This is a genomic window from Rhodococcus sp. IEGM 1372 (genome assembly GCF_030056835.1).
Lineage (GTDB): Bacteria > Actinomycetota > Actinomycetes > Mycobacteriales > Mycobacteriaceae > Rhodococcoides.
Genome location: NZ_JASHKS010000008.1, coordinates 19,320 through 40,084 on the forward strand (window position 1 = coordinate 19,320; position 20,765 = coordinate 40,084).

At 65.1% G+C, this 20,765-nt stretch carries 19 protein-coding genes; 11 read left to right on the forward strand and 8 right to left on the reverse strand.

Annotated elements, in window-relative coordinates; genetic code table 11:
• Positions 1 to 41 precede the first annotated feature (41 nt).
• Genes QM590_RS10185 through QM590_RS10200 form a run of 4 tightly spaced genes read left to right on the forward strand, consistent with a single transcriptional unit; the run spans position 42 to position 5,870 of the window.
• Positions 42 to 1,586: a cytochrome ubiquinol oxidase subunit I gene (locus QM590_RS10185; RefSeq protein ID WP_269594788.1), complete on the forward strand. Its 1,545-nt coding sequence runs from the start codon at positions 42 to 44 to the stop codon at positions 1,584 to 1,586.
• 9 nt (positions 1,587 to 1,595) lie between these two features.
• Positions 1,596 to 2,633 (forward strand): cytochrome d ubiquinol oxidase subunit II, encoded by a 1,038-nt coding sequence (cydB, locus tag QM590_RS10190; RefSeq protein ID WP_269594789.1) that lies wholly within the window; start codon positions 1,596 to 1,598, stop codon positions 2,631 to 2,633.
• Positions 2,630 to 4,318, forward strand: coding sequence for a thiol reductant ABC exporter subunit CydD (cydD, locus tag QM590_RS10195; RefSeq protein ID WP_269594790.1), 1,689 nt, complete (start codon positions 2,630 to 2,632; stop codon positions 4,316 to 4,318). The genes cydB and cydD overlap by 4 nt, the downstream gene beginning before the upstream one ends.
• Complete coding sequence (locus tag QM590_RS10200; protein WP_269594791.1) at positions 4,311 to 5,870, forward strand: amino acid ABC transporter ATP-binding/permease protein; 1,560 nt, start codon at positions 4,311 to 4,313, stop codon at positions 5,868 to 5,870. Before cydD ends, QM590_RS10200 begins: the two co-directional genes overlap by 8 nt.
• Before the next feature lie 222 nt (positions 5,871 to 6,092).
• Here the strand turns inward: QM590_RS10200 and QM590_RS10205 are convergent, their stop codons facing one another.
• Entirely contained in the window at positions 6,093 to 6,713 is a 621-nt protein-coding gene (locus QM590_RS10205; protein ID WP_149405585.1) for a heme-binding beta-barrel domain-containing protein, read from the reverse strand.
• Between the two features lie 405 nt (positions 6,714 to 7,118).
• On the opposite strand from QM590_RS10205, the gene QM590_RS10210 reads away from it, so the two are divergent.
• Positions 7,119 to 8,654 carry a cutinase family protein gene (locus QM590_RS10210; RefSeq protein WP_269594792.1) on the forward strand — a complete coding sequence of 512 codons (1,536 nt, stop codon included), beginning with the start codon at positions 7,119 to 7,121 and terminating at the stop codon, positions 8,652 to 8,654.
• A gap of 79 nt (positions 8,655 to 8,733) precedes the next feature.
• Here QM590_RS10210 and QM590_RS10215 read toward each other — a convergent pair whose 3' ends face one another.
• From QM590_RS10215 to QM590_RS10235, 5 genes are all read right to left on the reverse strand, one after another.
• Positions 8,734 to 9,039, reverse strand: coding sequence for a DUF1416 domain-containing protein (locus QM590_RS10215; protein WP_037194601.1), 306 nt, complete (start codon positions 9,037 to 9,039; stop codon positions 8,734 to 8,736).
• Position 9,040: 1 nt separating this feature from the next.
• Positions 9,041 to 9,877 carry a sulfurtransferase gene (locus QM590_RS10220; protein ID WP_068049880.1) on the reverse strand — a complete coding sequence of 279 codons (837 nt, stop codon included), beginning with the start codon at positions 9,875 to 9,877 and terminating at the stop codon, positions 9,041 to 9,043.
• 74 nt (positions 9,878 to 9,951) lie between these two features.
• On the reverse strand, positions 9,952 to 10,440 hold the full coding sequence (locus tag QM590_RS10225) for a DUF4395 domain-containing protein (protein WP_269594793.1): 489 nt from the start codon (positions 10,438 to 10,440) through the stop codon (positions 9,952 to 9,954).
• Positions 10,441 to 10,692: 252 nt separating this feature from the next.
• Entirely contained in the window at positions 10,693 to 11,112 is a 420-nt protein-coding gene (locus QM590_RS10230) for a thioredoxin family protein (RefSeq protein WP_269594794.1), read from the reverse strand.
• Entirely contained in the window at positions 11,109 to 11,888 is a 780-nt protein-coding gene (locus QM590_RS10235) for an LmeA family phospholipid-binding protein (RefSeq protein WP_269594795.1), read from the reverse strand. The genes QM590_RS10230 and QM590_RS10235 overlap by 4 nt, the downstream gene beginning before the upstream one ends.
• Positions 11,889 to 12,018: 130 nt before the next feature.
• Here QM590_RS10235 and QM590_RS10240 point away from each other — a divergent pair, with 130 nt between their 5' ends.
• From QM590_RS10240 to pstB, 6 genes are all read left to right on the forward strand, one after another.
• Complete coding sequence (locus QM590_RS10240) at positions 12,019 to 12,780, forward strand: winged helix-turn-helix transcriptional regulator (protein ID WP_068049874.1); 762 nt, start codon at positions 12,019 to 12,021, stop codon at positions 12,778 to 12,780.
• Positions 12,781 to 13,686 carry a mycothiol synthase gene (gene mshD, locus QM590_RS10245; RefSeq protein ID WP_269594796.1) on the forward strand — a complete coding sequence of 302 codons (906 nt, stop codon included), beginning with the start codon at positions 12,781 to 12,783 and terminating at the stop codon, positions 13,684 to 13,686. It begins immediately after the preceding gene.
• Positions 13,687 to 13,889: 203 nt separating this feature from the next.
• Entirely contained in the window at positions 13,890 to 14,987 is a 1,098-nt protein-coding gene (pstS, locus tag QM590_RS10250; protein ID WP_149405012.1) for a phosphate ABC transporter substrate-binding protein PstS, read from the forward strand.
• A gap of 87 nt (positions 14,988 to 15,074) precedes the next feature.
• On the forward strand, positions 15,075 to 16,112 hold the full coding sequence (pstC, locus tag QM590_RS10255; RefSeq protein WP_149405013.1) for a phosphate ABC transporter permease subunit PstC: 1,038 nt from the start codon (positions 15,075 to 15,077) through the stop codon (positions 16,110 to 16,112).
• A gap of 3 nt (positions 16,113 to 16,115) precedes the next feature.
• Entirely contained in the window at positions 16,116 to 17,024 is a 909-nt protein-coding gene (gene pstA, locus QM590_RS10260) for a phosphate ABC transporter permease PstA (RefSeq protein ID WP_149405014.1), read from the forward strand.
• A gap of 37 nt (positions 17,025 to 17,061) precedes the next feature.
• A complete protein-coding gene (gene pstB, locus QM590_RS10265; RefSeq protein ID WP_269594797.1) occupies positions 17,062 to 17,838 on the forward strand; it encodes a phosphate ABC transporter ATP-binding protein PstB in 777 nt (258 codons plus the stop codon).
• 154 nt (positions 17,839 to 17,992) lie between these two features.
• On the opposite strand, the gene phoU is transcribed toward pstB, so the two are convergent.
• Together phoU and QM590_RS10275 are read right to left on the reverse strand one after the other, a co-directional pair.
• On the reverse strand, positions 17,993 to 18,667 hold the full coding sequence (gene phoU, locus QM590_RS10270; RefSeq protein ID WP_094639310.1) for a phosphate signaling complex protein PhoU: 675 nt from the start codon (positions 18,665 to 18,667) through the stop codon (positions 17,993 to 17,995).
• 66 nt (positions 18,668 to 18,733) lie between these two features.
• On the reverse strand, positions 18,734 to 20,674 hold the full coding sequence (locus QM590_RS10275; protein WP_269594798.1) for an LCP family protein: 1,941 nt from the start codon (positions 20,672 to 20,674) through the stop codon (positions 18,734 to 18,736).
• Between the last annotated feature and the right edge of the window lie 91 nt (positions 20,675 to 20,765).

Consider the following 20,765-nt stretch of genomic DNA (forward strand, 5'->3'; position numbering starts at 1 on the left):
TGTTGCCCGTCACAGCTCGGGTGTGAGAGTTCGGAGTATCGATGGACGCGTTGGATGTCTCGCGGTGGCAGTTCGGTATCACCACCGTTTACCACTTCATTCTCGTACCTCTCACGATCGGCCTCGCGCCGATGGTGGCCGCCATGCAGACCATGTGGGTGATCACCGGGAAGGACTCCTGGTATCGGCTGACCAAGTTCTTCGGCAAACTGTTCCTCATCAACTTCGCCCTCGGTGTCGCGACCGGAATCGTCCAGGAATTCCAATTCGGCATGAACTGGAGCGAATACTCACGGTTCGTCGGTGACGTGTTCGGTGCACCCCTCGCGCTCGAGGGATTGGTCGCGTTCTTCCTCGAGTCCACGTTCCTCGGCCTGTGGATATTCGGCTGGAGCCGACTCCCGAAACTCGTTCACCTGGCGACCATTTGGCTCGTCGCCATCGGCGTCAACGCCTCTGCCTTCTTCATCATCGCAGCCAACTCCTGGATGCAGCATCCCGTCGGCGCGATCTACAACGAAGAGACCGGCCGCGCCGAACTCACGGACATCTGGGCACTGCTCACCAACAACACTGCGCTGGCGGCCTTTCCGCACGCTGTCGCAGGAGCATTCCTCACCGCCGCGACCTTCGTCGCCGGCATCTCCGGCTGGTGGATGGTGCGTGAGGCTCGCAGGAAGCAGGCTGCGCTCACTCCGCTGTCCGAAAACGGACTCACGCCACAGGCTCCGCTCCCGGCCGCTGGGGTCACTCTCCAGGCTCCGCTCCCGGCTACTGACTCGCGTTCGATGTTCAGATCCGCAGCACGAATGTCCTTCATCGTCATGATCGTTGCCGGCGGTGCGCTCGCCATCACCGGAGACATTCAGGGCAAGCTCATGTTCGAGCAGCAGCCCATGAAGATGGCCTCCGCAGAATCGTTGTGCGACACCGAGACCGGGGCCAGCTTCTCGCTCCTGACCGTGGGCACCCACAACAACTGCGAATCCGTGATTCACCTCATCGCGATTCCCGGACTCACCTCGTTCCTGGCGGAGAACGACTTCGGTGCCACCGTGCAGGGCGTCAACCAACTGCAGGAGCAGTACGAGCAGCAGTTCGGCCCCGGAAACTACAAGCCGAACCTGTTCGTCACCTACTGGGCGTTCCGAATGATGATCGGACTGGCCGCCGGCTCGGCCCTGCTCGCCATCGCGGGTCTGTGGGTCACCCGGGGTGGCCGGATTCCCGACCAGAAGTGGTTCTCGTGGTTGTCGCTGCTGGCGATTCCGACGCCGTTCCTCGCCAACAGTGCGGGCTGGATCTTCACCGAAATGGGCCGTCAGCCATGGGTTGTCGCGCCGAACCTCTCGGGAGTCGATCAGATACGGCTGACCGTGGACCAGGGCGTGTCCGACCATCCCGTCGGCCTCGTTCTCGCCTCGCTGGTGACGTTCACACTGCTGTACGCCGCCCTCGGTGGTGTCTGGTTCTTCCTTCTTCGTCGCTATGTCATCGAAGGACCTCTCGACCACGACGCGCATCCGCACGTCGATCCACCGGAATCGGAAGACGAAGAGCCCAAACAGCTCTCGTTCGCGTACTAGGGGAAAACCATGTCACTACCCGAATTCTGGTTCTTCGTCATCGCCTTCTTCTTCGTCGGCTACTTCGTGCTCGAAGGTTTCGACTTCGGCGTCGGCATGCTCATGCCGATCCTGGGCAGGCATCCCGACGCCGCCACGGGGGAGAAGCGCAGGCGTGCGGTTCTGAACACGATCGGCCCGGTCTGGGACGGCAACGAGGTGTGGCTCATCACCGCAGGTGGCGCACTGTTCGCGGCCTTCCCGGAGTGGTACGCGACGTTGTTCTCGGGCTTCTACCTGCCGCTACTGCTCATCCTGGTGGCCCTGATCCTGCGTATCTGCGCCATCGAATGGCGCGGCAAGATCGACGACCCGGTGTGGCGTCGGCGCTGCGACATGGGCATCGGCATCGGCTCGTGGGTTCCGGCGGTGCTGTGGGGCGTCGCGTTCGCCAACATCGTGCGCGGCGTCGCGATCGACGAGAACAAGAAGGTCACCGCAGGCTTCTTCGACTTGCTCAACCCCTACGCTCTGCTCGGCGGTGCCACCATGGCGCTGGTGTTCGCTCTGCACGGCGCAGTGTTCATCGCGCTCAAGACTTCCGGGGACGTGCACGAGGATTCCGTGAAAATTGCGGCGCGCCTCTCGGTTCCGGCAGTTCTCGTCGGCGGCACCTTCGCCCTGTGGACCCAACTCGCGCACGGCAAGACGTGGACGTGGCTACTCGTCGCGGTGGCCGCTGTCGCACTGCTTCTCGTCGTCGCGCTGACGGCGAAAGTGCGCGAAGGCTGGGCATTCGTCTTCACCAGCGTTGCCATCGTTGCCGTCGTGGTGCTGTTGTTCGCCTCGCTGTTCCCCAATGTCATGCCGTCCAGTACGGATGCCGCGTCCGATCTCACCATCGCGAACGCGTCGTCGAGCCCGTACACGTTGAAGGTCATGACGTGGGCTGCGGCCTTCGCCGCCCCTGTCGTCCTCGGATATCAGGCCTGGACGTACTGGGTCTTCCGCCAGCGCATTTCGAGTGCCCAGATCCCGGACTCGATCGGACTGACGGTGAAATCGTGACCGCTCCCGCTCGCTCGCGAGGACCGGTCGATCCCCGCCTGTGGAAGTACTCCAGATCTGCGCGGGGCTACCTGGTCGTCACTGTCGCTCTGTCGACCGTCGTCACCCTGTGCATCATCGTCGGCGCGCTTGCGATCGGCCGCGTACTGGCAGGCGTCATCACCGACCCGACGGCACGGTCGTTGTCCGCCTGGACGACGGAACTCGCCGTGCTGGCGGGCGCAATGGCCGTCCGTGTGCTCGCCACCGGAGCCCAGTCCCGCTATGCGCACCGGTCGGCGTCGCGTGTGGTGGCCGAGCTCGAAGTCGAGGTACTCACGGCAGCAACCCGTTTCGAGCCCCGAGAGCTCGACCGTGAACGGGAAGAGTTGACCGTCGTCGTCACCCGCGCCATCGGGGGTCTGCGCGCGTACCTGACCGGATACCTGCCGGCGCTGGTGTCCGCGGTCATCGTCACTCCGCTCGTTCTGGTCGTCATCGTCACTCAGGACGTGACCTCGGCTGTGGTCATCGCGGTGACCTTGCCGCTCATCCCGATCTTCATGATTCTGATCGGGTTGCTGACCAAGGGCCGAGCCGCGGCGACGCTCACCACGATGACCCGGTTGTCTGCGCAGTTGCTCGATCTACTGGCCGGTCTGCCGACCTTGCGCGCGCTGCGCCGCGAACACGGCCCGGCCGCTCGCATCCGCGCACTGGGCGACGCCCATCGACGAACCACGATGCGCGCGTTGAAGGTTGCCTTCCTCTCGTCGATGGTGCTCGAATTGCTCGCGACCCTGTGTGTCGCGCTGGTGGCCGTCGGCATCGGCTTGCGCTTGGTCTTCGGGGAGATGACGCTCGAAGCAGGCATCATCGCGTTGATCCTCGCCCCCGAGGTGTATTTCCCGCTGCGCGCCGTGGGGACCCAGTTCCACGCAGCGGAAGACGGCGTCGAGGCCGCGGAGCGAGCCTTCCGTGTCCTGGACCGGCATACGACACAGCCGACCGGTGGCCGGACCGTGAACGCGACGACCGCGGACATCGAACTCGTCGGACTCACCGTCGCGAGCCGGGACGGTAACGCTCCGGCCGGACTGAGTGCGCTGTGCCGAACGGGCACCATCACGGTACTGACCGGCCCCAACGGCTCGGGTAAATCGACTGCGCTGCAGGCCGTTCTGGGGCTCACGACGCCCACGAGCGGTGCGGTACTCGTCGGCGGGGTGCCCGTGGTCGATCTCGACCTCGACCGGTGGTGGGCGCAGGTCGCATGGCTCCCGCAGCGGCCCGTGCTGCTTCCCGGCACGCTGTACGAGAACGTCACCCTCCACGGTGTGCCCGACGCCGATGCACTCGACGCAGCCTGCCGCGCTTCGGGATTCGACGCCGTACTGCGAGAGCACCCGAACGGCTGGAACACTCGCGTCGGGCAGGGCGGAGTGGGTCTGTCCCTCGGCGAACTGCAACGCCTGGCCCTGACCCGAACCTTCGTCTCTGACGCGACGGTGATGGTCCTGGACGAGCCGACGGCGCACCTGGACGCGGCGAGTGAACAGACTGTGCTGCACGCCATTCGAGATGCAGCCGACCGAGGCGTCACCGTGGTGATGGTCGGTCACCGGCGCGCAGTGCTGCACGCCGCCGATCGCGTCGTCGAGGTGCGAAGCAGTTCGCCGGTGGTACCGGAGTTCGATCATGTCTGACCTACGACGCGCACTGGCCCTGTTCGAGCTCTCCCCGCGCAGGGTTGCACTGGCAGTGGCGGCCGGCGTGGCAACACTCGGCAGCGCACTGGCTCTCGCCGCACTGTCGGCATGGTTGATCACCCGAGCCTGGCAGATGCCTCCGGTGATGGACCTGACCGTCGCAGTGGTATCCGTTCGGGCGCTGGGCATCTCGCGCGGTGTGTTCCGCTACCTCGAACGACTGACCACGCACGACGCGGCCCTGCGGGGTACGACGGCAGCGCGCACGAGGATCTACGAGCAGCTGGCGAACGGACACGGCGCGCTCGCTCTGCGGCGCGGTGACGTCCTGGCTCGTACCGGGGCGGACGTCGACGTGCTCGGCGACGTTGTCATACGCGCGATCGTGCCGATCTGCGTGAGCGTCGTGATGATGCTCGCAGCCGTGGGGCTGCTCGCCGGTATCGCGCCTGCTGCCGCGTCGATCCTGGCGGTGTCGTTGTTGATCGCCGGGGTGGGTGCACCGATTCTGGCGGCGCGGTCGGCACGGATCGCCGAGGAGGCCGGAGCCGACGCCGACGCGCGGTTCGCCGAGACCGCCGTCCGAGCACTCGACCACGCCGCGGAACTGCGGGTCGCCGGGCGCCTCGACGCGACCCTCGCCGAAGCCCGCGGCGCAGCGCAGGATTCGGTCACTGCCCGCGACCGGGCGGCACGACCGTCGGCGCTGGCCGATGCCGCCGTTCCGTTGTCGATCGGTGCATCGGTGATCGGGTCCTTTCTCGTCGGCATCGGGTTGTACGGACCGACCGGAGGCACCGCAGGTGGCATGACTCCGATGGCTCTGGCGATCATCGTGCTGGTTCCGCTCGCTGCCTTCGAGGCAACCGCGGCACTCCCCGGGGCGGCAATCGCCCTGATGCGTGGACGAATCGCGGCCACTCGAGTTATGGCGATGCTGAATGCGGCTCCGCCGCAGTGGCGTGGTTATGTGCCCTCTGGGGTACTCAACCGCACCACTGCGCGGAGCGCACTCATCGGGCCCAGCGGATCGGGCAAGTCCACGATGCTGCGGGAGTTCGCCGAGGAATGCGGTTCGGACGCAGCGCTGTTCGCCGAGGACGCGCATCTGTTCGACACCTCGATTCTGGAGAACCTACGTGTGGTGCGCGGCGACGTCGACGAAGCACAGGCATCGGATGCGCTGCGACGCGTGGGCCTGGGCCCATGGCTCGACGCGCAGCCCCTCGGGGTCCACACCACCCTGGTCGGCGGTGCGCAGGCCGTGTCGGGCGGAGAACGGCGCAGACTGCTGTTGGCTCGCGCTGTGCTCAGTACGGCCCCGATCGTGCTGCTGGACGAGCCGACCGAACATCTCGACCGAATTTCCGGCGAACAGCTACTTCGAGAGTTGCTCACCACCGACGACGGCTTGTTCGGAGCCGATCGAATCGTGGTGGTCGTCACTCATCAACTGCCGGAGAACACCGACGCCGACCAGGTGATCGACCTCGGCTCGAATCGTGGGAAAAACTCTTTGCCGACTCGGAAACTCGGGCGTACGTTGTGAAGTACACGAGAGAGGAGGTGGTCTGAAGTTGATGAACTCTAGGACGCGTGAGGTGGCTGTCAGCTAGCCGCAATCGCTGACGGATTCACTGCGAAGACCGCGCGAGCGGCTAGCGAATCCCAGGCAGCTACCCGGCCCCCGAGCCCCCGACCTGTCCGGTCGGGACCTGAGATCAGGTATGGCTCGGGGGCCGTTCGCTGTGGGTACCGAAGTGGTTGTGTCTCAGCCGATGTAGCGAGACAGGCGCGCGGACAACCGCGGTGCCAGTGGGCCGTCGGCGACGACGCGTTCCTCGACGTATGCGAGGTCACCGCCTTCGACGATGCCGTAGAGCCGCTTGGCCCCGCCGACCAACGCACCCGAGGTGCTACGGATGACGACGTCGGTGGCCAGTTCCCAGGACGACTTGGTCAGGGCGTGGCCGTAATACAGTTCGACGACCCCGGTGCTGTGGGTCAGCAGCAGTTCGACGAGCTCTTCGTCGTCGGAGCCTTTGAGCCCGTGGCCTCCGCTCATCCGCCAGAATCCGGTTTCGCGGAGGTCGGGATGTGCGAAGTTGCCGTCGGAGTCGAGTCGCCACGAACGTGATTCCCAGCTCAGGTAGCTACCGCCGTCGTGCGTGACGACGATCTGCTGACCGAAGGGATAGTCGGTACCCGACTCGGGGTCGTGGCCCTCGCCCTCGCCACGCCACACGCCGACGAGCGGCAGCAGAGCGAGCATCGACGGGTGCAGATCGGGGCCGAGGCGAAGATTGGCCGTGTCGTCGGGGTGCGGGATGTCCGGCAGGACCGGAACGTTCCGCGTCGACGCGTCGGCGAACTTCTGTTCGGCGGCCGCTATTGCTTCGTCGCCACTGGTGACGGGGGTGTCGAGCCCCTCGTCAGCTCTGCCGGGTTGCCCCGCAACCGGTTCTGTCACGACTCGTCGTTGACCAGTCGGTAGACGACGTAGAGCGAGAACGCGATGATGGCTACTGCCGCAAGAACGAGAAGTAGCTCGAAGAAGATGACCACGAGTGCGAGTTTAACCCGCAGCGATCGTCGTCGAGGACAGCGGCCCGAATACCGCCTGTGTCCTTGGTGACATCTAACCGAATTCGAGGCCGTGAGTGCCTTGGATCACTCATAGCGGTGGAGAAATCCTGTCGAGCAGGTACCTTCTTCGGGGGGCGTCGGGCGCTCGAGGGTGAGTTTCCGATGTTGTTCACTGTGTTCTGTCACGAAGGCTGGGGAGGTCTCCGCAACAATGCTGCGTCGTAAACGGGCTCTGACATCGTCGTTCGGTCCGTTGTTGATCAGGTCGGCGGTGGTGACCCTGGCGTTGGCGCTGGCCGCTCCCGCAGCCGCACTCGCCGCTCCGGACTCGGGATCGGCCGAATCGGGATCGGCAGAGTCGGGATCATCGGACTCCGGTTCCGCCGACGCGGGTTCCTCCGACTTCGGGTCGTCGCAGGGCCCGAACATCGACCCCAACAACTACGCGCAGGACTGCCCCGATGTGCTGGTGCTGGCGGTGTCCGGTGCCACCGACTCGGCGTCGGACCGCAATCCTCTGGCCGAGCAGGCGTCCACGGTCGCGTCGAACTGGGTCGGGAACGTGACGGTCCCGGTCGGTGAGGCGAATGCCGACAGCCCGGGTACCGTCGGCTGGCTCTACGTCCCGTACGCCTCGACGTACGGCTTCGACGTTCTGGACAACGTGCCGACCTACCACGAGTCGATCGTGGAAGGTGTCGCAACGACCAATCGTCTGATGGACGAGTACAAGGTCAAGTGTGGAGATCGAACAAAGTTCGTACTCCTCGGATACAGCGTCGGCGGCGAGGTTCTCGATCGTTTGTCCACCGAGATCGGCGCGCGTGACTCGAGTGCCCTGGTGAACGGCGACGACATCGCAGGCGTGATCATGGTCGGTTCGCCCTACCGCCCGGCCGGTGTGCCGAATTTCGGTGACGAGCCGGGTGAATCGCTCGGTGGCTTCATGGACCAGTCGCCGCGGGATTACGGAACGCTGACCGACAAGGTCACCTGGTCGTGCCGACCGTGGGATCTGGCGTGCGACGCTCCGGACGACATCGAACTTCTACAGCTCGCCCTCGAGGTCATCTCGCAGATGCGGCTGACCGTCCTCAACCCGGTACAGACCGTGTCCGACTTCGCGCGCGCAGTGACGACCATTGCTTCGCGCGCGATCGTCGATATCGCCACCGACAAATCATGGTTCACCTCCGACGAGACTCTGCTGCAGGTCTTGGTGAGGGTGGCGGACGTGGATTACACGGTCGCCGATCAGCAGGCGGTGGACGCACTGACACCGGAGCAGCTCCTCGCCGATCTCAACTGGGCGATGGGGCCCGGTGCCGAGACCGTGGAAGCCAAGCTCCGCGCCGAGGCCACCGGGTTCGAGGAGAACAACAAGGGCATCGCCGATGTCGTGCTCGGGCCCTACCTGGCGCTCGGCTTCCTGCAGCACCTGTCCTACTGGTACAACGACCCCAACGACGGGTACGAGTGGGAGAGCGAGAAGATGGTCGCGTGGATCACCGACCTTGCGCGCACCGAACGCGAGAAGAAGAACGCACCGCAGACGGCGGCACCTGAAGCCCCCGCCCCGGAGACCGCACCCGAACCCCGCCTGCTGCCGGAGCCCGGCACGGTCACGCAGGTGAGCGATCTCGGAGCTTTCCTCGAATCGCAGGGCATTCCGGTACCGGAAGGGATGTTCCCGCCGCAGTATTCGACGGTTCCCGATCCCGCCGCTTCGGTGCCCGTCCCGAACTAGAAGCCTCCGCCGAGCCGAAAGAACCCCGCACCTGCGAGCAGGTGCGGGGTTCTTTTTCGTTCGAAGCGAGCGGGTCGGATCAGACTCCGACGGTGACGTTCGCCGAGTGCACGCCTGCGCCCTCGGGAGCGATCACGGTGTCGCCGTTGCCCGATGCCGACAGGGCGCGCAGCGTCCACTGTCCGGGAGCGGCGAAGAACCGGAAGTCTCCGGTGCCCGACGCGACGACCTCTGCGGTGAATTCGCCGCTGCCGTCGAGCAGCCGCACGAATGCGCCTGCTACGGGCTCACCGTCGCCGGCGAGGACGCGGCCGGTGATGACCGTTTCCTTCTCGACGTCGACACCTGCGGGGATGGTCTGGCCTTGTACGGGTGCTCCACACATATCAGTGAACCTCCAGCTCGATGGGTGCTCCGACGAGAGAGCCGTACTCGACCCAGCTGCCGTCGTAGTTCTTGACGTCTTCCTTGCCGAGGAGCTCCTTGAGGACGAACCAGGTGTGGCTCGAACGCTCACCGATGCGGCAGTAGGCGATGGTGGCCTTGCTGTCGTCGTAGCCCTTGGTCTTGTACAGCTCTTCGAGCGCTTCGTCGGACTTGAACGTGCCGTCTTCGTTGGCGGTGGTGCTCCACGGGATGTTGATCGCGGACGGGACGTGGCCACGCTGCTGAGCCTGCTCCTGCGGAAGGTGAGCCGGGGCGAGGATCTTGCCCGAGAACTCGTCGGGCGAACGCACGTCGATCAGGTTCTTGTTGCCGATGGCGTCGATGACCTCGTCGCGGAACGCGCGGATCGACAGGTCGGGTGCCTCGGCGCGGTACTGCGTGGTCTCACGGCTGACGACGTCCTTGGACAGCGCGCGGCCGTCGAGTTCCCACTTCTTGCGTCCACCGTCGATGAGCTTGACGTCCTTGTGCCCGTACAGCTTGAAGTACCAGTAGGCGTAGGCGGCGAACCAGTTGTTGTTTCCGCCGTACAGCACGATGGTGTCGTCGTTGCTGATGCCCTTGGCCGACAGCAGGTCCGAGAACTGTTCCTGATTGAGGAAGTCGCGGCGAACCGGGTCCTGCAGGTCCTTGCGCCAGTCGAGCTTGACCGCACCTTCGATGTGTCCGCCGTCGTAGGCGCTTGCGTCTTCGTCGACCTCGACGAAGACGGTCTTCGGTGCGTTCAGGTTCTGCTCGGCCCAGTCGGCAGAGACCAGGACGTCGGAGCGAGCCATGGTGTTCCTTTCGGTCTTTCTCTATGGATCGGTGAAGGTCGAGACAGGACTGCAGCCTGCTCAAGCGACCCTGTTCAGGATGCGGTGTGCGAGGTGCTGCGCAGCCGCGAGGCGAGGGGGTAGATCATGCAGCCGAGGCAGACCGCGAACGCGGCGTTGAGGAAAGCCGCGAACAACGCGAAGCCTGCCGCCACGGTTCCGACGACGGGAGCGCCGACCGCGAAGCCGAGGACTCCGACGGCGGCGAACACGAAGCCCACCAGTTGAGCGAACTTCAACGGTGCCACCGGCTCTCGTTCGCTGGTGGGGGAGAGCCGCGGTGCGACGAATGTCGCGTAGATCGTGCCGTACGGACTGCGCTTGGGTCCGCGGACGGCTCCGATTCCGAACACGATCGCCTGTAGCCCGAGCAGGATTGCCGCCGCGGGGACCGAGAACGTGGTCAGGAGGAGAACGACGACCAGAACGGCGGTGGTGATCCACGCCGCGAAGCGTGGACCACGAACGTCCACCTGGTCGATCGTGGCAGTGGGGGTGGTGGTCCGGGTGTCGGGTGTCGACATCGAGAGGTACTCCTGTGCGAGGTCAGGGCACGCCGCATCGGCAGTGCTCGGACATGGATTTCGATCATCGGGCCGTCATCACGCATGGGCGTGGCGGCAGAAGGAAATCAGCAGCAGCGACAGCAACAACCGCCCAGTCGGCACAGATCGACTGTGCGACGACTGGTGAGCATCAGCTCGCGGCAGGAGAACACGAAGAGCATCGTACCCGCTACCAGCGGCGCGTCCTACCGCTGGTCCGAAGAAGCGAGGTCAGAGAGCGTCGAGTGCCGACCGCAGCGCCGCGGCGGACGGCACGCCCGCGATTCTGGAGCGCCGTTGCAATCGGGTGTCGAGTACGAAAGTGGTGGGCAGTGACAGCACGCCCAGTTCGCGAGCGAGGATCGGATGGGCGTCGATGTCGAGTTCGAGTTCTCGGGCATCGCTCCGGCCGTCCAGCACCTGCTGGACGACACGTCGCACGGCTGCGCACGGTCCGCACCAGTCGGCCGAGAAGTGCAGGACGGTCGCAGAGTCGGTCGTGGCACCCGCGTCGAGCAGGAGCGGGTACAGGTCGTCGGTCTCGGTGTCTGGCTCACGCACCGCCCGGACGGTGCCCGATCGGCTCCGGAGGAACAATCCGGTAGCGACGGCAAGGATCGCCACGACGACGAGAACTGTGATCCCTGTCACGGCTTTTCGATTTCGTTGAGGTCGATGGTCACGTTCTCGCCGGATCCTTCGACGACGATCTGCGAGCCCTCCGCATAGACGTCGGTCGGGACCAGCCCGAAGGGCAGGCTCTGACGCTCGATGGTCTTGGTGAACAGTCCGAGAATCGTGGGCTTGGCGAAATCGGGGATCGAGAAGTCCGCCTGACCCTCTGGGCCGAAATAGAAGTCCGACGCCACGATGGCGACGCCGTCACCTTCGAGCAACAGGTCGGCCTGCACGCTCACCGTTGTCTCGAGCGGGCCGACCGGAACCGTTCCGGTCAGCACGACGCCCCCGGTAGTGGTCATGCCCGACCCGCCGGAGCCGCCGGTGCCGTCCGACTTGTCGGCCGGCGGCGCGGAAACCTGCAGGTCGACGATGCCGAGGAACCGGCCGAGGTCCGTGGCCTCGATCCGTACGCGGCCGTCGAGCTCGTCCACGGGAATCGCCCGCACGTTGTTGTCGATCAAGTCGGACAACTCGATGTGCACGCCGCGGAGATTGGCCTCGATCGTCGTCGAGCCGACGTACTCGGTCGGCACGTCCTGCGCGCGGATCTCGATGTTCTGGTAGCGCCCGTCCGCGGCCTGGGTGAGGAACGGGAAACCGTGCACGATCACCTGAGGGTCCGAGGTGAGCTCACCGCCGGCGCGGATCGCGCGGGAGACTCGATACTCCGAGTAGGCCGCAGCGCCGAAATCCACCACGAGGGTGAGGGCCAGCAGGCTGGCGAGTCCGATGAGAAGTGTGCGCACGGGTCCATTGTGACCGACGAATCGCGCACTGCCCTCTTCGGCCGGTTGTACGGACAAGCTAGTCTGTGTCCTTGACGATCACTCAAGTCCAGCCTGGACTGGACCGGCCAGCAGTAAGAATGGAGACGCAGTGGAGCTCCTACTACTGACCTCCGATCCCAATCCGGAGGGCGTTCTGCCGTCCCTCGCTCTCCTGGCGCATCACGTACGCCCGGTACCCACCGAGGTGTCCTCGCTTCTCGAAGCCGGCTCGGCGGACATCGCGCTGGTCGACGCTCGTACGGACCTGGCCGCCGCTCGTGGTCTGTGTCGCCTGTTGGGAAGTACCGGATCGGCCATCCCCGTCGTCGCGGTGCTCACCGAGGGTGGGCTCGTCGCGGTGAATTCCGACTGGGGTCTCGACGACATCCTGCTCCCCGGTACCGGCCCCGCAGAGCTCGACGCCCGGCTGCGGTTGCTGGTCGGCCGTAGTGGAGGAGTTGCCAGCCCGGAGACCTCCGGCAAGATCACGCTCGGCGAACTGGTCATCGACGAAGGTACCTACACCGCTCGGCTGCGAGGTCGTCCGCTCGACCTCACGTACAAGGAATTCGAGCTGCTGAAGTACCTGGCTCAGCACGCGGGGCGGGTCTTCACTCGCGCCCAGCTCCTGCAGGAGGTGTGGGGCTACGACTTCTTCGGTGGCACGCGCACCGTCGACGTCCATGTTCGACGCCTGCGCGCCAAGCTGGGCACCGAGTACGAGTCGCTCATCGGAACGGTACGCAACGTGGGATACAAGGCCGTTCGACCCGCACGCAATGCCAAGGGCGGACCGGTGGTCTCGGACGCTGCCGGCGGAGATTCCGACGATGCGGATTTCGAGTTCGAGCAAGAGAGTACTCTCTCGTAGATGAATTCGGATCCTGCGTTCGACGTCCACCCCATCGACGGCGACGCACCGTCTTCGCGCGTTTCCTACGAGATTCATCAGATCCTCTCCCGTGCAACGGAAGTCGATGGCACTGCGCCCTTGTCGGAGCAGGCTGTGAAGGCTGTCGACCGAGGTGACGACGTCGTTCGTCTGGTCTCCACCGAGGGTGATCGTGTCGTCGGCTACGTCGGAATCGCCGACGGGATGGCCGAGGCCGTCGTCGATCCTCCGTTCCGCGGTCACGGAGTGGGACGCGAATTGGTTTCTCGCGCACTCGAATTCGGCTCCGGTACCCGTATCTGGGCGCACGGCAACCTGCCGGCGGCGCAGTCGGTCGCGGCGCGGCTCGGGTTGCAGGTGGTTCGCGAGCTGCTGCAGATGCGTCGCGCGTCCGCACACCCTGATCTTCCAGATGTGGTTGTGCCGGAAGGTATTTCGCTTCGAACGTATCGTGGGCATCAGGACGATGCCGAGCTGCTGCGGGTCAACAATGCGGCCTTCTCCTGGCACCCCGAACAGGGTGGCTGGACCGATCGCGACATCGCCGCACGACGAGACGAATCGTGGTTCGACCCGGCCGGACTGTTCCTGGCTTTCGAGGAGGGCAGCGACCGCCTCCTCGGCTTCCACTGGACCAAGGTTCATCCGGCCGAAGGCTCGGAACCCGCCATCGGCGAGGTGTACGTCGTCGGAATCGACCCCCAGTCGCAGGGGCGCGGCCTCGGCCGGGTGCTCACGCTGGCCGGCCTGCACTATCTGCATAGCAGAGAACTCGGCCAGATCATGCTGTACGTCGAGGCCGACAACACCGCTGCCGTGCACACCTACAGCAAGCTGGGCTTCGAGAACTACCACGTGGATGCCGCATACGCTCGCAGCGTCTGAACGGACATTTCAGGCTGCGGTGTTCATCTTCCGTTCACCCACGCGGGGGTAAACGTCTACCACCTGCCCTTACCTTTCTCCATGGGTGGCAACCTACGCCGCCTGGTGCGAGGTTCTCTTCTGGAGCCGGCACCCACACAGTCACAGCGCGGCCGATCAGGTCCGAGCGGTGGACACGGCCCAAGATTCCTCGGAGGAAACAGGTGAACCTCAAGCGCAACGGTGCTCTCATGAGCGCAGTGGCCATCAGTGCCATGTTGCTGACCGCATGCGGTAGCGACGCGAACGTCGAGACCGTCGGCGCGGGCGATTCTTCCGCCTCGTGCGAGGGCAAGTCTCCGCTCACGGGCGAAGGATCGTCTGCTCAGCAGAACGCGATGTCCAACTTCACCTCGGTCTACTCGAGCGTCTGCTCCGGCAAGTCCGTCGAGTACACCACCAGTGGCTCGGGCAACGGTCGTACGCAGTTCGTCGCCGGTCTGGTCGACTTCGCCGGCTCCGACTCCGCGATCAAGGACGAGCAGGCAGCCGAGGCGGCCACCCGCTGCGACAGCAACCCGGCATGGAACCTGCCGCTGGTCTTCGGGCCCGTCGCAGTGGCCTACAACCTCGACGGCGTCGACAGCCTGGTGCTCACGCCCGATGTCACCGCACGGATGTTCACCGGCCAGATCACCACCTGGAACGATCCCGCGATCGCCGCCCTCAACGAAGGCGTCGACCTGCCGTCCACCCCGGTCACCCCGGTCTACCGCTCCGATTCCTCGGGCACCAGCGACAACTTCCAGCGCTTCCTGTCCGACGCTGCTCCGGAGGCCTGGACCCTCGATCACAGCTCCGACTGGGCCGGCGGCGTCGGCGAAGGTGCCAACGGCTCCTCGGGCGTCGCCCAGGCCGTGTCCGGGACTCCCGGCTCGATCACGTACGTCGAGTTCGGCTTCGTCGAGCAGGAAGGCCTCAGCGCCGCGAACATCGACTTCGGCAGTGGCCCGGTCGAGCTGAGCACCGAGAGTGCTGCCGCTGCCATCGACGCCGTGACCTTCTCCGGTGAGGGCAACGACCTGGTGCTCGACCTCGACACGCTGTACGCCAGCAACGAGGCCGACACCTACCCGTTGGTGCTCGCCACCTACGAGATCGTCTGCTCGGCGGGCTACGACGCCGACACCTCGGCAGCAGTCAAGTCGTTCCTGCTCAGCGCCGCGAACGAGGGCCAGCAGGGCCTCGAGGAAGCCGGCTACGTGCCGCTGCCGGACCGCTTCAAGGAGCGTCTGATCACCGCTATTGAAGCAATCGCCTGATTAAATGAGACGTAGTCCTGCTTCGGCTCGCGGCATCGCGAGCCGAAGCAGGACCGTCCTCGACCTCCACACGAGACAGTGAGCGGTATGAGCGACACCCACTCGATGACCGGCGTCCCCTCCGCGGCTTCTGTGCCCTCCGCGGGTGCCGCGCACAAACCGGAAGAACCACAATTGTCAGACAAGAAAAAATCGGGGACCGTCACACGTCCCGGTGACAGGATCTTCTCCGGCCTCGCCACGGGCTCGGGCATCTTCATCATCGCGCTGATCGCCGCCGTGGGTATCTTCCTGGTCTGGCGTGCGATCCCCTCACTGTCGAACAACACGGTCAACTTTCTGACCTACAACGGTGCCTGGGACACGTCGAACACCTCGGCCATGGTGTTCGGTGTTCTCGATCTGTTCCTGGTCACCGTCACGGTGTCCCTGTTCGCGCTGGTCCTCGCGATGCCTGTCGCCCTCGGCATCGCCATCTATCTGACGAACTACGCGCCCAAGCGAGTGGCGGGACCGCTCGGTTACGTCATCGACCTGCTGGCCGCAGTCCCGTCGATCGTCTTCGGACTGTGGGGCCTGTACGTCCTCGCGCCGGTGATCAGCCCGTTCGCCGAGTGGCTCAACACCAACCTGGGTTGGTTCCCACTCTTCGGTACCGGGTCGGTCTCCATTGCTGGCGGCGGCACCATCTTCACCGGCGGCATCGTGCTCGCCGTCATGATCCTGCCGATCATCGCTGCCGTGACCCGCGAGGTGTTCATGCAGACGCCGAAGGGTCAGATCGAAGCCGCTCTCGCACTCGGGGCCACCCGCTGGGAGGTCGTGCGAACCACGGTCATTCCGTTCGGAAAATCCGGTTACGTCAGCGGCTCCATGCTCGGCCTCGGTCGCGCACTCGGTGAGACCATCGCGCTCTACATCATCATTCGCAGCACCCAGTCGACGTTCGGCGGAACCTTGTTCGACGGCGGTTCCACATTCGCGACCAAGATCGCGCTGGCCGCGGGCGAGTTCAACAACCCGCTCCAAGCCGGTGCCTACATCGCCGCAGGTCTGGTGCTCTTCATCCTGACGTTCGTCGTCAACGCCGGTGCTCGCGCCGCCATCGCCGGAAAGAAGGACTGACCCATGACCGCAACCATGGACAAGCCCGTCAAGGAACCCACGTTCCAGGGCGTCAGCGCTCGCCGGAAGGCGTCCAACCTCTCGGCGACGATCCTCGTCAGCCTCTCGGTGCTGGTGGCACTCGTCCCACTGATCTGGGTGCTCTACACGGTGATCTCTCGTGGACTGTCCGCGGTGGTCTCACCCACGTGGTGGCAGAACTCGCAGGCCGGCGTCACCCAGTTCATCGCAGGTGGCGGTGCGTACCACGCCATCGTCGGAACGCTCCTGCAAGGACTGTTCTGCGCCGCCATCTCCATCCCGATCGGCATCTTCGTCGCCATCTACCTCGTCGAATACGGCGTGGGCACGCGACTGGCCCGAGTCACCACCTTCATGGTCGACATCCTCACCGGTGTGCCGTCCATCGTCGCGGCCCTGTTCATCTACGCGCTGTGGATCGCCACCTTCGGGTTCCAGCGCTCCGGCCTGGCCGTGGCCTTCGCCCTCGTGCTGCTGATGATCCCTGTGATCGTGCGCTCGGCCGAGGAAATGCTGCGCATCGTCCCTCAGGATCTGCGCGAGGCGTCCTACGCGCTCGGCGTGCCGAAGTGGAAGACCATCGCCAAGATCGTCATCCCCACGGCGCTGTCCGGCATCGTCACCGGCATCATGCTCGCCCTGGCCCGCGTGATGGGTGAGACGGCACCCGTGCTGATCCTGGTGGGATCTGCCACCGCCATCAACTTCAACATTTTCGAGGGGCCGCAGACGTCTCTGCCGCTCATGATGGTCGACCTGCAGAAAGCAGGAACCGGCGTGCTCACCGCTGAGCGCATGTGGGGAGCAGCCCTGACGCTGATCCTGATCGTCGCAATACTCAACATCGGCGCGAAGTTGGTCTCGAAGTTCTTCTCGCCCAAGAACTTCTGACCCACCCGACTCCAGCGAATCCTAAGGAACGAAGAACATGGCAAAGCGTCTCGATCTCAAGGACGTCAACATCTACTACGGCAAGTTCCATGCCGTCTCCGACGTCACTCTGGCCGTACCGCCGCGCAGCGTCACCGCGTTCATCGGACCGTCCGGCTGCGGTAAGTCGACCGTCCTGCGTTCGCTCAACCGCATGCACGAGGTGACCCCCGGCGCCCGCGTCGAAGGCTCGGTGCTGATCGACGGCGAGGACATCTACGGCAGTGGCGTCGACCCGGTGGGTGTGCGCCGCACCATCGGCATGGTCTTCCAGCGCCCCAACCCCTTCCCGACGATGTCGATCCGCGACAACGTCGTCGCCGGCCTGAAGTTGCAGGGCGGCCGCGGCAAGAAGGAACTCGACGAGATCGCCGAGCGCTCGCTCAAGGGTGCCAACCTCTGGAACGAGGTCAAGGACCGCCTCGACAAGCCCGGTGGCGGCCTCTCCGGCGGACAGCAGCAGCGTCTGTGCATCGCTCGTGCTATCGCAGTCTCGCCCGACGTTCTGCTGATGGACGAGCCGTGCTCGGCTCTCGACCCCATCTCCACTCTCGCCATCGAGGACCTGATCCAGGAACTCAAGCAGGACTTCACGATCGTGATCGTCACGCACAACATGCAGCAGGCCGCACGGGTCAGCGATCAGACCGGCTTCTTCAACCTCGAGGCGACCGGCAAGCCCGGCAAGCTCATCGAGATCGACGACACCGAGAAGATCTTCTCCAATCCGACGCAGAAGGCCACCGAGGACTACATCTCCGGCCGCTTCGGATAACCACACACGAACGCGAGAACCCCCGTCGAGCGAAAGCTCGGCGGGGTTCTTTCGTTCGTGTCTGCGCTCGGTGATTCGATGCGGCTGGTGACTCCTCAACGAAAGCCGAGTAGCGCTGCAGCGCAGCGCCACTCGGTATCGGCGAGGGTGGGTACTACGAAGTGGGGATGTTGTTGTGGCTCAGGTCGACGGGTAGCTCACCGGTCACCAGGAAGATCACTCGACGGCCGACCTCGACAGCGTGATCGGCGAAGCGCTCGTAGAAGCGGCCGAGCAGAGTCACGTCCACCGCAGCAGCGACGCCGTGGCTCCACTCGCGGTCCATCAGCACCGTGAAGAGGTGACGGTGCAGATCGTCCATCGCCTCGTCCTCCTCCTGCAGCTTCGCAGCGCGCTCGGGATCGCGGGTCTCGAGGACCTCACGGGCCGAAGCCCCGATCTGAACGGCGAGGCGACCCATCTCGGCGAAGTACCCGTTGACGACCTCGGGGAGAGCATGGTTCGGGTGCCTGCGACGAGTGATCTTGGCGACGTGCAGTGCGAGTGCGCCCATGCGATCGATGTCGGCGACGATCTGGATGCCGGCCACCACCGAGCGGAGGTCGCCTGCGACCGGAGCCTGCAGGGCGAGAAGGGTGAAGGCCTTCTCCTCGCACACCGCACTGAGCTCGGTGATCCTGTCGTGTTCGGAAATGACCTGCTCGGCGAGTACCAGGTCTGCTTGAAGGAGGGACTGCGTGGCTTTTTCCATGGCCGCACCAGCCAGGCTCGCCATCTCTCCGAGGAGATCGGCAAGCTCGTTCATCTGTTCGTTGTAGGCGACGCGCATGAGCGAAGTTTAGTGGGTCACACCGACCAGTTCCCTGTCCCGAGGGTTAACGGAGCATGAATGAACTCAGGCGCACGTGTCGTCGGCGGCGTTGGTGTACGAGAGATCCTCCGGAAGGGGCGCACTCTGGGTGGTGCCCTCGACCTGAGTGGGATCGATTTGGGTGCCGAATGCCGTCGGAAACTGGGTGTATCCGGGATAGTTCGAGCCGAGCACCACCTCGACGACGTTGTTCAGGCTCGGTGCAAGCTCGATGGCCGCGCCGGGTATCGCCGACGCGACGGTCGCCGCAGCAGCCTCCTGATCCTGGGAGTAGCGCACCACGGTCTGGGCCGCGGTGCCCGAGAAGTTGCCGACCGTCAGGATCTGGAAGCCGTAGACCGCGAGTTCGTCGGATGCCGTCTGAGCCATCCCGGCTATGTCGGATGCGTTGGACACCTGCAGGGAGACAGTTGCTGGATCGACGGCCAACAGCGGCGCGTCGGGTACGGCGGCAGGTGCGGGCTCTTCGGGTGTCACCGGCTCCGCGCGTTCCTCACCGGGCAACGGAGCGTCGTCGATGATGGCCTGGAAGATCGCACCGATCGCGTCGTCGTTGGGGATCTCGTTGCCGTAGTCGTTGGTGCCGGTGGTGGGAATGGTCAGGAAGGTCACCGCACCGGCGTCCACGTTCTGCAGCGAGCGCCCCAGCGTCACCAGGTCCTGAGTCTTGACGTTCTCCACGAAGGTGTCCGAGGTGAACGCGTTGACGAATCCGTTGAGCTTGCCGGGATCGAGCAGCACGTTGTTCGAGAGCGCGGACCTCAGAAGCGACGACAGGAAACGCTGCTGTCGCTTGATGCGGCCGTAGTCGCCGTTGCCCTCGGACTCGACGTTGCGCGCTCGAACGTAGTTCAGTGCGGTGCGGCCGTCGATGCGCTGTGTTCCGACGTTGGGGAGGACGTCACCCAATTCGTAATCGATCAGCGGCTGCGCGGTGCAGACCTCGACACCACCGACCTCGTCGACCATGGACTCGAATCCGGCGAAGTCCATCCCGACGAAGTGTCCGATACGCAGGCCCGAGATCTTCTGGATGGTCTTGACCAGACATTTGGGGCCGCCGAGAGCATACGTGGCGTTGAGCTTGTCGCCGTATGCCTCGGGGAACATCTCTCCGGTGTAGGTATTGGTGTCGTTGTCGAACGCCTCGCATTCCGGCCGCGTCACATCGAGATCACGGGGAAACGAGACGGCGACGACGCGGCTGCGGTCGGCCGGGATGTTGACGAGCATGACCGTGTCCGAACGGGCTCCCTCGGCGTCGGCGACGGTGCCGGCACCCACCTCGCCGCTGGCCCCGGTGCGGGTGTCGGTGCCCACGATCAGATACGTCTCGTCGCCGTATTGGCCTTCGGCGTCGACGACGTCGGTCGAATCGGGATCGAGGGCGGCGACCTGGAGAAATCCCTGATCGGTGTTGCGGAGGTATCCCCACACCACTCCGGTCAAGGCCACCGCCAGAATCGCGACGAGGGAGACCAGGCTTCGGCCGATCATCCGGACTCGACGGCGTCGGCGCACCCGGCTCATGGCCAACCGTGTCAGGGCCGGGCGATCCGTTGCGGGCGCACCCACCGGTTCCGGTGCCGCGTGCGGCGGCGGAGTCGGCGGCACTGCTCGGGCAGGTGGGGGAGTGGAATCGGTGATGGGGGCGATGACCTCGGTCGGCTCTTCGACCTCGGGACGGTCGTCCGGCGCCCGCCGAGTCGATCCCGAGCGCGACATCTTGTCCACCAACTCGGCGACCGAGACGGTGTCGGCGTTACGCGGCGATCGTTTGCCGAGTCTGCCGCTGTCCTCGGGCTGAGGCGGTTGCTCCTCGTCCGGTGTTGCGGGGCCTTCGGAGTGAGGTGGGCGCTGCCCCGACCGTCCGATTGCGCCGGTTTGTCTGATTGAGGACAGCGGGCGCTCCCATGGGGCGCGACCCTCGGGCACCGACGGGCCCGACTCTCGATCGTCTCCCACGAATTCGAACCTGGCCTTCCATCACACGCACGCGCCGCCTGCTCGGCAATCCCAGCCATAGTACTGACTCGAGCGGCAGGGTCCACTCGAG